The following is a 12,623-nucleotide window of genomic DNA, read 5'->3' as shown; positions in this document are numbered from 1 at the left end:
CGCTCACGGGCGCTACGGGGTTCCTTAAAACATCGTTAACCGTGAAAGCGCGAAGCAGAGCTTACCGCGTGCGACACTGCGGATCCAACGCGAAGCCTAGCGAGCCGTCACTCCGAGCCTGTCATTTGCAGGTATGCCAGAGCTGCTATGGGTTGTTTCTCGTTCCGTAGGAGTGAGCTGCTTTTTCAGCAGACCCCGAGTGAGCGCGAGTGCTTGCGCCAGACGCTCGACCTGCTCTACTCCAATCGTCGCAAGCTCCTCGCTGGTGATCCTTCTCAAGCTGACGCAAATTTCATGCACGGTCTTCGCTCCGATATTCGCGGATGCGCTCTGCAGACCGTGAACTTCAAGGCGAAACCTCTGCGAGTCGCCTGCCGCTGCGGCATTCCGCAACTCGTCAACGAGATGATCCGTGTCTGAGAAGAACTCCTCTACGAGGCTGAGAACGAAATCCCTCCCGCCCAATTGCTCCAGTTCCACGAGCAGGGTTTCGTCGATGACGGAGGAGGGGGCATTCAATGAGGCGACAGGGGTTAGTCCGGTTTCGACCGGCGCTTGAACGGGACGGGAGGCCATGTGCTCCTCGATCGCCTTGAGAAGCGTCGCGGGTTGCACGGGCTTGGTCAGGCAGGTATCCATCCCTGCCGCGAGAGTCTGAGCAACGACGTCCGGCGTCACGTCGGCCGTCAGGGCGATGATGGGAGTACGGGTGCCCTGCGGTTCCGTAAATCTGAACAGCTGCGCGGCCTCTATGCCGGTCATCACGGGCATGTTGACGTCCAGGATGACCAAGTCGAACGGCTCCGCCTCCAGCGCGTTGAGGGCATCCTCTCCGTTCGCGACGCATCGGGCGGTATGTCCGCCGCGCTCCAGAATTTTTGATATCACAAGCCGGTTCGTCGAGTTGTCGTCGGCCACAAGAATCGAGAGAGGACGCGATGCGATAGGCAACTCGATCCTGCTCGGTTCGCTCCACATCGCCTGAGCCCATGAGGTTTGCGCGGCCGCTGCCACCAAGGCTGTTCTTGCCTCATCCTGCGTGAAATCAAGCGGCAGCACGCTGCTCGACACGCGCATCAACTCCGATGCCGTATAGCTCCGGGACGTATCCGGCCGGATCAGAACCGGGGTGATGGGAAGGTCGGCTGTCTCGATCTCTGCGACCAGGAGGTCCTCCGGCAGATCGCTGCAGTAGAAAGGAATGACCTGTGCATTGCCGGTCTTCCGGGCCCATTCCTTCGCGTCGGATAAAGTCCGTGTCACAGGAAGATCGCCACGATCGCTGAGGCGAGGCGCGATGGCCTGCGCAAGACCCGGGTCGGAGCAAACCAGAAGTGGCTGGAACAGATGGGGCAGCAGCCGGTCGGATCTCTTCTGATCCGAGATCCTCATCGGGAGGGTGAACCAGAAGGAACTGCCGTGACCCTCTCGGCTGTCGACCCCGATCCTGCCGCCAATGGCTTCGATCAGCTGTCGGCAGATTGAGAGGCCCAGCCCGGTTCCTCCAAAACGATTGATGATGGTTTCGTCGGCCTGGGTGAAGCTATCGAAGATCCTGCCTAGCGCGTGAGGAGCAATGCCAATTCCCGTGTCGGATACGATGAAGTGAACGATGGTCCTGTTGTTCTCGATCACGGGATGGGCTGCGAGCGTGACATATCCCTTTTCCGTGAACTTGACGGCGTTGCCGAGAAGGTTGAGCAGGATCTCCTCGAGATGGTGCTTCGGCCCATGAAGCTGCATGGGCATCTGCGGAGCGATATGGATCGTCAGCCGAATCCCTTTTTGCTGAGCCTGCGTCAGGACCATAGCGCGGGTGGTAGACAGAACTTCCGACAGATCGAAATCGGTCAAGTCGATCGGCGTCTTTCCCGATTCGATGCGAGACAGATTCAGGATGCTGTTGATCTGCCTGAGCAGGGCTTCTCCAGCAGAACCGATCGTCCGAATGATGCCGCGCTGCTCGGCATCGAGGTTCGCTCCCGTCATTAGACCCGAGAGACCGATGATCGCGTTCAGCGGGGTTCTCAATTCATGACTGACGCTGGCAAGAAACAGTGTCTTTGCCCGGTTGGCCGCTTCCGCCTGCGCCTTGGCATTGGAGAGCTTGCGGATCAGCGCGCTGGCATAGAGGGGGAGGACGACAAGGCTCAGCAGCAGGCTAGCTGAAAGATAGATGTCATCGTGCCATGTTGGTGTCGTGTAGATCACTATCGCGAAGCATACGACCGAGACGACCATCGCCACATTCAGGAAGCGGACGCCGAAGCGGAACCCATTTCCGAACGTGATCCATAGATAGAGCAGAAAAAGAACGGACGATGTTTCGCCAACGTAGTGAAGCTGAACGGACGCGGTGGCGAGATCGCTGACAATGGCGATGATCCGTCGGATGGTAGACTGCTGAGGTCTGAGGAGGATGTGGACGACGATTCCGATCGAAATGAATGCGAAGAGCGTTGCGCTGATCAGCGCCTCGCGCGGTACGGACGGGTTGATCCAGAATGTATAAGCCGCGATCAGACTCAAAAAGATGAGCCTGTTGAAGCTCATCTCGTGCTCCCGATCAGGACTGTTCTTCAGGCGTGATAGAATATGGGCTATCACGAGCTCTGAACCTTCTTGGGCGGGATGTTCTGCTTCGGCACCAGATATCGAGGGTTTTCCTTGAGCAGAGCCTCGAAGGCATCGGACGGTACGGGGCGACTGAACAGATAGCCCTGGGCCTCGTCGCAAGAATGATCGAGCAGGCATGCGAGCTGGGGATTGGACTCGACGCCCTCGGCGACGACTTTCAGCTCAAGACTTTTGGCCAGGGAGATGATCGTCCGGACAATGGCTTCATCGCGGCTTCCGGCCAAGAGGTTCGAGATGAACGACCGATCGATCTTCAAGGTGTCGACAGCAAAGTTCTTCAGGTAGCTGAGGGAGGAGAATCCCACTCCGAAATCATCGATCGCTATTCTCACACCGAGCTTCTTGAGTTTCTGGAGGATCTGCCTGGTTCGTTCGACGTCCTTGAGAAGACTGCCCTCGGTGAGTTCAAGTTCGAGGTACTCGGGATTCATACCGGTTGCCTCAAGAGTATCGTCAACGAGCTGGACGATATCCTGGCGCAGAAACTGCACGGGGGAGAGATTGACCGAGATCCGGAGCGGGCCATATCCGAGATTCTGCCATGCCGCCGCCTGTGTGCAAGCCTTCTTCAGAACCCAGGCGCCGATCTCATTGATCAGTCCTGTTTCCTCCGCAATGTCGATGAAGACATTGGGGGAGGTCAGGCCGAATTCAGGTCTGACCCACCGCAGGAGCGCCTCTGCCCCTGCAATCGATCCCATCTCGAGATTGATCTGGGGCTGGTAGTGAAGCTCAAACTGCTCTTGGATCATCGCCTTGCGGAGATCGGTTTCAAGGCTGATGTTGTTGCGAGAGATGCTTTCCATATCGGGCGAGTAGAAGCGCAGCGTGTTCCTTCCCTCGGCCTTTGCCTGGTACATTGCGAGATCAGCGTATCGGAGGAGTTTCTCGACGCTCTGGCTGTCGCGTGGCGCCAACGTAATTCCGATTGTGCAGCCTATTCTGATCTCGCTCTCCTCGAGGAGGAACGGCGCAGACAAGGAATCGATGATCTTCCGCGCCAGATCTTCCGCATCGTCCGGAGATTTGATATTCGCCTGGACGACCACGAACTCGTCGCCAGACATTCTCGCGACGAGGTCGCTACTGGAAATCGTTCCGAGGAGACGATTTGTCACCAGCTGAAGCATACGATCACCCACGGCGTGGCCGAGGGTATCATTGACTGCTTTGAAGCGATCGAGGTCGATCAAGAGGATCGCAAGCCGGGCGTGCTCGCTGGAGAGCTCCTGCTGGATCCAGTCGTAGAGCATTCTCCGGTTGGGAAGATCGGTCAGCGTGTCGTGCAGCGCAATATGCCGCAAGGTGCTTTCGGCCTGCTTTCGCTCGGTTATGTCGACCGACGTCGTCAGGACGCTTGTCTCGGCCCCTGCAAGCGCGCGCATCGACGTCTTCGTCGTCAGGAATGCCCGCTCAATCCCGGATGTGTCGGTAATGCTTTCCTCGAAGCTCGCGTACACACGCTGACCGTTGACAATGGACCTGTGAACCTGGCGGGCGAATTCCGGCTTGTTGCTTCGCAGAATGTCGCCCAGCTGTTTTCCCGTGAGAGCTTCCGGGGTGGAGTTGACGAAGTCGGCAAAGTGGGCGTTCACGAAGACGATGCGAGAGTCCTTGTCGGTTGCGCTGACCATGGCTGGTACGGTGTCGATCACCTGAGCCAATGCCTCCCGGCTGCTGCGGACCAGTTCCTCCTGAGAGCGTTCGCTGATGCGGAGTTGCTGTTCGAGGGCCTGGGCGCGACCTTTGATCTGCTGCTGCTGGCGCTGGAGCTTGAGGAGGTTGCGTGCGCGGGTGACGAACTCATAATGGTCGACAGGGGAGCGAAGGAAATCCGTGGCTCCCGCTTCCAAGGCACGGAGCCGGAAGGCTCTATCGTCATAGGCAGTTATGACGATGATCGGCACATCGATGCCATTCGCGGCGCCCCTCACGTGCTTGGTGAATTCCGCGCCGTCCATGCCCGGCATTCGGAAGTCGGTGACGATCAGATCGGGGCAGTTGCCTTCGAGCCAGTCGAGAGCCTCCACCGGCGAGGCAAAGGCATGCACGACTGCACTGTCTTCGATCGTCTGAGCCAGACGGGAATAGATGTTGCGGTTCGTGCTTTTGTCATCGAGGATTAGAATAACTGCCATGTATTGCCCCCGGCATCCCCACCTGTCAGCTCGATCGATCCTCTGGAGTCGCTGAGCTTGCTCAGTGATCAACTTAGGCGTCTGACCTATTTCGTCGCTGTCATTCCGCGGGTCGTGCGGTGTCTCCCTCTTGCGAGACCAACTGTTCGTTCTCAGGCTGGCGCCGCTGGTTTATGTTGCTCAATTTTCATAAGACCGCATGGCGTTCACATGGAACCCATCATCAATACCGCAATAACGTAGGTGCTGGATGCTGTGTCGTTTCGGCTTTTTATGAAATTGGTTAATCCGATATTTTTGCGTAGTTGCAGTAAAACTTGCATTCAATGGTTCGTCAGGTCGCTTATGGTTGTTGGCATTGGTAAGAGGTGGCTCTCATTAACCAATTTGCGCGACAGATCTTCCTAAGTACTACCCACGACGCCTTTAAAGGATCATTATCCTTAAGGAAGGTTGCCTCCGGTCGGGGCGAGCCGCTTGGCAGCGAGATGAATCTCGTTGTGCTGATGAAGTCTCTATGATGGAGAGCAGAATGATATCCCCGTTGGTCAAAGCCATTGACCATCCCTATTCGGACGTTCAATCCGCCGACTATCGGGAAATGCCGACTCATGCAGTTCTGCCGCCGAAATCAACGCCCGGTCCGGCACTGCACGGTCCTACCAGCCTTCTCCTGCCGTACATCGACGTCAAGCTCGACTTCGAACAGAAGATCTATTGGGCGGCCATGCGTCCGAGCCAACATCCGATGATCACAATGGAACTCCTGCGGGACATGATGTGCGTGCAGGAATCCGTGCGTGCGATCATGGAGGAGGGGAACCGCGAGCAGCGTCAGCACCTGGAGTACTTCGTCGCCGCTTCCCAGACACCAGGCGTCTATAACTTCGGTGGAAACTTAGCTTACTTTGCTGATTGCATCCGGCGCAGGGATCAGGAGGGGCTGAGGGAGTACGCCTATGCCTGCATCGACGTGGTTTATGGGAACGCCATGGCGTTTCATACGCCTCTGATCACAATTGCGCTGGTGCAAGGTGATGCGCTGGGCGGTGGATTCGAATGCGCGCTCTCTTTTGACGTTCTGGTTGCAGAGAAGAGTTCGAAGATGGGTCTGCCGGAGGTGCTGTTCAATCTGTTCCCTGGAATGGGAGCATACAGCTTCCTGTCCCGCAAGATCGGCATGGCGGCTGCCGAGAAACTCATCATGAGCGGCACGGTCTATACCGCTGAGGAGCTGTATAGTCTCGGCGTCGTCGACGTCCTTGCCGAAAACGGCCAGGGAGAGAACGCCGTCAGGGATTATATCGCCCGGAACAGGCGCAAGCATAACGCTCACAGGGCCATCTACCGCTCAAAGAGGCGAATTGATCCGGTGAAGTATGAAGAGCTGCGGGATATCGTTGATATCTGGCTTGATGCAGCAATGAATCTGGGTGAGCAAGACCTGCGCAAGATGATGCGGCTTGTCGCAGCACAAGAGCGCCGATTGGACAACCGGGAATAGCGATGGTTTCGTGGCGCAGTTTAGGCTGTTGGTCCCTTTCATAGGGATATGGCAGCTAAGTCGACTTATAGCACGGAGCTAAAGGAAGCTGACTGTGCGCTAAAGCTGGAACACTGGACATTTTTGAAAGAAAGGGGAGCTTCAGAGTGGCCCGGAAGGCGACATAGAGGATCTTCGCATCCGTCGCAGCACCTGACGTCCGGCGGCCGAGACCCGGGACTTGGAACAAAGCCAGAGCTTGGCCGTTTACACGGGCCATTGCTGCCAGGGTCCAGTCATGCTTCTCAGAGTTACCTGGTTCATTCTGGCCCTAACCGTCCTAGGGCCAGCAAAGGCTCAGGATGATCGAGCTATCAGGGTCGGGTTGCTCAGGTTCGGAACTGTCGCCTGGGAGATCGATACCGTCCGGCATCACGGATTCGACCGCAGGCATGGCATCGCCGTCACCCCGGTCGAATTCGCCTCCAACGAGGCGGCCAAGGTGGCCTTGCAGACGGGTGCGGTGGACATGATCGTCACGGACTGGCCCTGGGTTGCACGGCAGAGAGGCGAGGGGACGGCCTTCAGCTTCGTGCCGTACTCAAAAGCCGTAGGCACACTGATGTTGCCGCAGAACTCGGCCATCCAAACCCTCGCGGATCTTAAGGGCAGGCGAATCGGGGTTGCCGGTGGCCCCCTCGACAAGAGCTGGCTCCTTCTGCGCACCTATGCGCAGAGGGAGTTGGGCGCTGATCTGGCGGAGGTTGCCGAGCCCGTCTTCGGGGCTCCGCCGCTCCTGAACGAGGAACTGGCGCGCGGGCGCATCGATGCCGTTCTGACCTACTGGCATTATGCCGCCCGTCTGGAGGCCAGCGGCGCCAGCGTGTTCCTGACCGTCGCTGACATGATCCTCCGCCTCGGCCTCGACGGTGACGTGCCGATGCTCGGCTATGCCTTCCGGGACGAGTGGGCCGAACGCGAGGGCGCTGTACTGGAGGGCTTTGTCGCTGCCTCCCGTCAGGCAAAGGCGCTGCTGGCAGCCTCGAAGGAGGAATGGATCCGCCTTGCGCCTCAGATCGGGAGCGACGACCCGGCGGTGTTGCGGGCGCTCCAAGCGGGATTTCGCGCTGGCATCCCGGATCGATGGTCCGAAGACGAGCGGCAGGCGGCCTCCGATCTTTATGCTATCCTGGTCAGGATCGGAGGGGACAAGCTTGTCGGTCGGGCGAAAATCCTCGATGCGAAAACCTTCTGGCCCTCCGTCTCCTATTGAGGCTGCCGATGCGTGCTGCTGACGTTGGAGGCAGGGGGGCATGGCAGGGGATCGCCTCTGTGCTGCTGCTCCTGTGCCTGTGGCAGATAGGAGCGGGCTGGGCCGAGAGCCGGCTCTTCCCGGGGCCGCTCACCGTGCTGAGGAGTCTCACGCAGGAAGCTGCGGCTGGCCCTTTGCTCTACCATCTCGGCATCACTCTGGCGCGGGTCGGCATCAGTTTTGTCATTGCCATGGTCATCGGTACGGCTTTGGGCATCACGCTCGGGCGCTTGGCATGGCTCGACCGGTGGCTCAGTCCCTGGCTCATCATCCTGCTCAACGTACCCGCACTTGTTGTCATCATTCTCACCTATGTCTGGCTTGGTCTGGTGGAGACGGCGCTTCTCGTGGCGGTCGCTCTCAACAAGATCCCCAATGTGGCTGTCACGCTGCGCGAGGGGGCGAGAGCCCTCGAGCGGGATTATGCTGAGGTCGCACAGATCTACCGCTTCGGTCCCTGGACAACATTGCGGGAGGTGATCATTCCGCAGTTGGCACCCTATTTCTTGGCAGCCGCGCGCAACGGCCTTGCGCTCATCTGGAAAATCGTTCTCGTGGTGGAACTGCTCGGACGATCCAATGGTGTCGGGTTTCAGCTGCAGAGCTATTTCCAGCTCTTCGATGTGCCGCGGGTCATGGCCTATGCAGCGGCTTTCGTTCTCTGCGTACTGCTCATCGAGCTCCTGGCCTTCACGCCGCTCGAGCACCGAGCAGGACAGTGGCGGCGATGACGATCAGGCTCGCCATCGATCGGAAGGTCTATGCGGCTCGTGCCGGTGCACCCGAACGGGTTCTGTTCGAGAACCTGTCGCTGGAGTTGGGCGATGGCGAGGTCTGCGCCATCGTGGGGCCATCCGGCATCGGCAAATCCAGCCTCCTGCAGATCATCGCCGGGCTGGATGGGGATTTTGTAGGATCGATTACGAGCGTGCCGCAGCCCGTCGGCTATCTCTTCCAAACACCCCGTCTTTTACCCTGGCGGACGGCACGGCAAAACTTGGAACTCGTGATGTTCGACCGGCCCGAAAGAGCAGGGGAGTGGCTGGAGAAGGTTGGCCTTTCCGGATCAGAGGACGTCTATCCACAACGTCTGTCGCTCGGGATGGCGCGCCGTGTGGCGCTGGCCAGGGCGCTTGCCGTCGAGCCAAAGCTTCTCCTGCTGGACGAGCCTTTCTCATCCCTGGACGAAGAGACGTTGCGAGGCATGCAGGATCTTGTGGCGACACATATCGCGAGACTGCGTTCGACGACCCTGCTTGTCACCCATCATTGGTACGAGGCCGCCGCGCTCGCCCATCGCGTGATCACCCTGGATGGTTCCCCAGCCCGGATCGTGGATGACAGGCGTCTTCAGCAGGCGAGGGCTGCTGAATGAGCTTCGTGCTGATCCTTCTTACGCTGCTGCTGGCTGTTCCCGTGATGGCAGCTGAAGGCGTGATCACCATTGCCGTCGTCACCCAGGAACGCGACCCTGTCCAGCCGGTCTCTCCGCTCGATCGGGAAATCCGGGACGAGGGCGTTGCAGGCGCGCGTCTGGGGATCGCCGACAACGTGACCACCGGCCGCTTCACGAAGCAGCGCTTCGTGCTGGTGGAACGGACGGTCCCGAAAGGTGGCAGTCCTGCGGACGCGGTTCGTGTGCTCGGTGCAGAGGGCATCCGTTTCGTCGTCACCGATCTCGATGCATCAGCTCTCGTTGCCGCCGCATCGGATGCACACGCCCGAGAGATGCTGTTGATCAACGCCCGCGCGCCGGATGACGAACTGCGCAATGAGGCGTGCCGTGCGAATGTGCTGCACACGATGCCGAGCCGCGCCATGCTGGCCGATGCTCTCGCACAATATCTGATGACCAAACGCTGGCGGCGCTGGTTTCTCGTGACGGGAAGCCAACCGGGGGACCGGCTGCTCTCGGCAGCCTACCGCCAAGCCGCAAAGCGCTTTGGCGCCGAGATCATGGCGGAGAGGGAATGGACCTTCAGGCCCGGTCACGCCCGGACCGATACGGGGCATGTGACGCTGCAGAGCGAAATTCCGGCTCTATCCCAAGTGGCCGACTATGACGTGCTCGTCGTTGCAGACGAAGCCAACGAGTTCGGCGACTATCTTCCCGGTCGCACGGCGCGGCCGCGCCCGGTGGCGGGAACGCATGGGCTCGTGACGGCGGCTTGGAGTCCAGTCTCGGAGCAATGGGGCGCCACGCAACTGCAGGCGCGGTTCGAAAAGTTCGCCGGCCGACGCATGGGGGCCGTGGACTACGCGGCTTGGGCGGCCGTGCGCGCGATCGGAGAGGCCGCCATCCACTCCCGCAGCAGCGAACCCAGCGCGATCATGGGCTATCTGCGCAGTGCCGACTTCATGCTCTCGGGCTTCAAGGGGCAGGGGCAGAGCTTCCGCCCTTGGGACGGGCAGATGCGTCAGCCGATTCTGATTGCGGGGCCACGGCTTCTCGTGTCCGTCTCGCCACAGGCCGGCTATCTGCATCGCGGCTCCGAGCTCGACACCTTAGGAACTGATCGTGAGGAGAGCCGATGCAGGTTCTGATCCTGGTCATCTTCGGGTTCGTGTTCACCCTGCAGGCAGCTTGGGCCGAGACGGTCTATGTCTCGAATGAGCAGGACAATACGGTGTCTGTGATCGACGGCAGCAGGTTGCAGCTTGTCGACACGATCCCGGTCGGGCGACGACCGCGCGGCATCGGCCTGAGTGCCGACAGGCAGAAGCTTTATGTTGCTGTCGGCGACGACAACCGCATCGATGTCGTGGACCTGAAGACCCGGAAGATTGAAGGCTTCCTGCCTTCCGGCGAGGACCCTGAACTGTTCGTGCTGCATCCTGATGGACGTCGCCTGTTCGTGGCGAACGAGAACGACAACCTCGTCTCTGTTCTCGACATTCCGGAACGGCGCATTGTCACGGAAGTCGAGGTGGGCGTCGAGCCTGAGGGCATGGGGGTGAGCCCGGACGGGCGCTACGTCGTGAACACCTCCGAGACCACGAGCATGCTGCATGTGATCGATGCGCAGACGCTTGAACTCGTCGATAACGTGCTCGTCGGCACGCGCCCGCGGATGGCGCAGGTCTCGGCCGACAGCCGGCAGATCTGGGTCTCGTCCGAACTGCGCGGGACGGTGGAGGTGTTCGACACCGAGACGCGGGAGCCCTTGGCGAAGATCGGCTTCGAGGTGCCCGGCGTTCCGCACGAGCTCATCCAGGCGGTCGGAATTCAGCTGACGTCCGACGGTTCTCGCACCTATGTGGCGTTAGGCCCTGCGAACCGGGTTGCCGAAGTTGATGCAAAGACCTTCGAGGTGCTGCGCACCTATCTCGTCGGACAGCGGGTTTGGCACATCGCGCTCTCCCCCGATGGCAGGCGCCTCTATACGGCCAACGGCAATTCGAGCGATGTTTCCGTGATCGATCTCGAGAACCGGGAGGTGGTGAAAACCATCGGCGTCGGGCGCTCTCCCTGGGGGCTCGTCGTCGCACCATGACAGCCCTTGCCATCGAGAACCTGAGCCACGGCTTCGGCGCGCGCCGAGCATTGTACGATGTGAACCTCTCGATGGAGCCCGGCTCCTTCACGGTTCTCCTCGGCCCCAACGGCGCGGGCAAGACGACTCTCGTCTCCCTCGTGACGGGGCTCTACAGTGCGCAGCAGGGCGATATCCGCATCTTCGGCCATTCGATCCGCCGCGATCCGTTGCCGGCGCTGGCCAGTCTCGGTGTCGTGTTCCAGATGCCGACCTTGGATCTGGATCTCACCGTCGCGCAGAACATGGCCTATCATGGTGCCTTGCATGGCCTATCGCGCAGGGAGGGCATGGAGCGAGCAGGCAAAGAGTTGGCGCGGCTCGAAGTCAGCGATCGGCAAGGTGACAAGGTGCGGGCTCTCTCGGGCGGGCTGCGTCGACGCGTGGAAATCGCGCGGGCGCTTCTGCATCGGCCGCAATTCCTGATCGTCGACGAGGCGACGGCCGGCCTCGACGTCGCCGGCCGTCAGCTGCTTCTGACCCATGTGCGCTCCCTTTGCCGCGAGGGCCTGAGCGTGCTTTGGGCCACGCACATGCTGGACGAGGTGGAACCTGCCGATCAGCTCGTCGTGCTGCATCGAGGCAGCGTTCGCTGGACAGGCGAGGCGAGGGAATTCGCGCCCGGGCAAACGCTCGAGGCAGCCTTCCTGCAGCTGACGAGGTCGCCCTCATGAGGGCCCGCCGCGCCCTGCGGGCGCTCTCCGGTATCGTGCGGCGGGAGATGCTGCGATTCGTGGGCCAGCACGGGCGGTTTGCGGCCGCCGTCGTGCGTCCCCTCGTTTGGCTTGGCATCTTCGCCGTGGGCTTCCGCTCGGTGCTTGGGCTTTCGATCATCCCGCCCTATCAAACCTACATTCTCTACGAGGTCTATATCGTCCCGGGCTTGGTCGGAATGATGCTGCTGTTCCATGGCATGCAGAGTTCTCTGTCCATGGTCTACGACCGGGAGGTGGGATCGATGCGGGTCCTCCTGACCGCGCCGCTGCCGCGCTGGTGGCTGCTGGGCGCTCGCCTTCTTGCCAATACGATCACTGTGCTCCCCATCGTCTATCTGTTTCTCGTGCTCGCCCGCGTCTGGGATGTTCGGCCGCCGGTTCTCGGCTATGCGGCAGCGCTGCCGATGCTGGTTCTGGCCGGGCTAATGCTCGGGGCTCTCGGCCTCGCGCTCTCGTCCATCATTCGCCAGCTCGAGAACTTTGCGGGTGTGATGAACTTCGTCATCTTTCCGCTCTTCTTCGCCTCGACAGCGCTCTACCCGCTCTGGCGCCTGGAGGAGGTCAGTCCCATGTTGGCGGTGATTGCCTGGGCGAACCCGTTCTCCCATGCGGTCGAGATGATCCGGTTTGCGCTCTACCTCCAGTTCGAGCCTGTGGCGTTCGGCATGTGCAGTCTGGCCTTGGTTGTCTTTTTCGGGCTTGCTGTCTGGGGCTACGATCCAGGTCGTGGTTTCTGGGCTCGACGGACAGCCGAGTAGCCTTGGCTCGACCGACGGGGAACATGGCTCCTGCTTCTCAGTTGCC

Annotated in this window: 10 protein-coding genes; 8 read left to right on the top strand and 2 right to left on the bottom strand. The window is 60.2% G+C overall.

Annotation, left to right across the window (positions count from 1 at the left end; genetic code table 11):
• Positions 1-96 precede the first annotated feature (96 nt).
• The gene (locus tag AA309_RS08285) at positions 97-2,553 is read right to left on the bottom strand and encodes an ATP-binding protein (RefSeq protein WP_047188527.1); all 2,457 of its coding nucleotides are present in this window, start codon (positions 2,551-2,553) and stop codon (positions 97-99) included.
• A gap of 50 nt (positions 2,554-2,603) precedes the next feature.
• On the bottom strand, positions 2,604-4,775 hold the full coding sequence (locus AA309_RS08280) for a putative bifunctional diguanylate cyclase/phosphodiesterase (RefSeq protein WP_047188526.1): 2,172 nt from the start codon (positions 4,773-4,775) through the stop codon (positions 2,604-2,606).
• A 532-nt stretch (positions 4,776-5,307) separates the two neighbouring features.
• On the opposite strand from AA309_RS08280, the gene AA309_RS08275 reads away from it, so the two are divergent.
• The 8 genes from AA309_RS08275 (at position 5,308) to AA309_RS08240 (ending at position 12,577) form a co-directional block, all read left to right on the top strand.
• On the top strand, positions 5,308-6,279 hold the full coding sequence (locus tag AA309_RS08275) for a crotonase/enoyl-CoA hydratase family protein (RefSeq protein WP_047188525.1): 972 nt from the start codon (positions 5,308-5,310) through the stop codon (positions 6,277-6,279).
• A gap of 277 nt (positions 6,280-6,556) precedes the next feature.
• Positions 6,557-7,531, top strand: coding sequence for an ABC transporter substrate-binding protein (locus tag AA309_RS08270; protein WP_047188524.1), 975 nt, complete (start codon positions 6,557-6,559; stop codon positions 7,529-7,531).
• Between the two features lie 8 nt (positions 7,532-7,539).
• A complete protein-coding gene (locus AA309_RS08265) occupies positions 7,540-8,301 on the top strand; it encodes an ABC transporter permease (protein WP_047188523.1) in 762 nt (253 codons plus the stop codon).
• Positions 8,298-8,945: an ABC transporter ATP-binding protein gene (locus tag AA309_RS08260; protein WP_052954547.1), complete on the top strand. Its 648-nt coding sequence runs from the start codon at positions 8,298-8,300 to the stop codon at positions 8,943-8,945. Before AA309_RS08265 ends, AA309_RS08260 begins: the two co-directional genes overlap by 4 nt.
• On the top strand, positions 8,942-10,114 hold the full coding sequence (locus AA309_RS08255; RefSeq protein WP_047188521.1) for an ABC transporter substrate-binding protein: 1,173 nt from the start codon (positions 8,942-8,944) through the stop codon (positions 10,112-10,114). Before AA309_RS08260 ends, AA309_RS08255 begins: the two co-directional genes overlap by 4 nt.
• Positions 10,102-11,064, top strand: coding sequence for a PQQ-dependent catabolism-associated beta-propeller protein (locus AA309_RS08250; RefSeq protein WP_047188520.1), 963 nt, complete (start codon positions 10,102-10,104; stop codon positions 11,062-11,064). Before AA309_RS08255 ends, AA309_RS08250 begins: the two co-directional genes overlap by 13 nt.
• A complete protein-coding gene (locus AA309_RS08245) occupies positions 11,061-11,777 on the top strand; it encodes an ABC transporter ATP-binding protein (RefSeq protein ID WP_047188519.1) in 717 nt (238 codons plus the stop codon). Before AA309_RS08250 ends, AA309_RS08245 begins: the two co-directional genes overlap by 4 nt.
• Entirely contained in the window at positions 11,774-12,577 is an 804-nt protein-coding gene (locus tag AA309_RS08240) for an ABC transporter permease (RefSeq protein WP_047188518.1), read from the top strand. Before AA309_RS08245 ends, AA309_RS08240 begins: the two co-directional genes overlap by 4 nt.
• Positions 12,578-12,623 lie beyond the last annotated feature (46 nt).

Source organism: Microvirga vignae (genome assembly GCF_001017175.1).
Lineage (GTDB): Bacteria > Pseudomonadota > Alphaproteobacteria > Rhizobiales > Beijerinckiaceae > Microvirga > Microvirga vignae.
Note: the sequence above shows the minus strand (reverse complement) of the source record. Positions and strands in the feature narration are given on the sequence as shown.

Excerpts from the sequence above, each read along its gene's own strand:
- AA309_RS08275 (WP_047188525.1), top strand. The coding sequence starts at position 5,308 with ATGATATCCCCGTTGGTCAAAGCCATTGACCATCCCTATTCGGACGTT.
- AA309_RS08270 (WP_047188524.1), top strand. The coding sequence starts at position 6,557 with ATGCTTCTCAGAGTTACCTGGTTCATTCTGGCCCTAACCGTCCTAGGG.
- AA309_RS08280 (WP_047188526.1), bottom strand. The coding sequence starts at position 4,775 with ATGGCAGTTATTCTAATCCTCGATGACAAAAGCACGAACCGCAACATC.
- AA309_RS08255 (WP_047188521.1), top strand. The coding sequence starts at position 8,942 with ATGAGCTTCGTGCTGATCCTTCTTACGCTGCTGCTGGCTGTTCCCGTG.
- AA309_RS08245 (WP_047188519.1), top strand. The coding sequence starts at position 11,061 with ATGACAGCCCTTGCCATCGAGAACCTGAGCCACGGCTTCGGCGCGCGC.
- AA309_RS08285 (WP_047188527.1), bottom strand. The coding sequence starts at position 2,553 with ATGAGCTTCAACAGGCTCATCTTTTTGAGTCTGATCGCGGCTTATACA.
- AA309_RS08265 (WP_047188523.1), top strand. The coding sequence starts at position 7,540 with ATGCGTGCTGCTGACGTTGGAGGCAGGGGGGCATGGCAGGGGATCGCC.
- AA309_RS08240 (WP_047188518.1), top strand. The coding sequence starts at position 11,774 with ATGAGGGCCCGCCGCGCCCTGCGGGCGCTCTCCGGTATCGTGCGGCGG.
- AA309_RS08250 (WP_047188520.1), top strand. The coding sequence starts at position 10,102 with ATGCAGGTTCTGATCCTGGTCATCTTCGGGTTCGTGTTCACCCTGCAG.
- AA309_RS08260 (WP_052954547.1), top strand. The coding sequence starts at position 8,298 with ATGACGATCAGGCTCGCCATCGATCGGAAGGTCTATGCGGCTCGTGCC.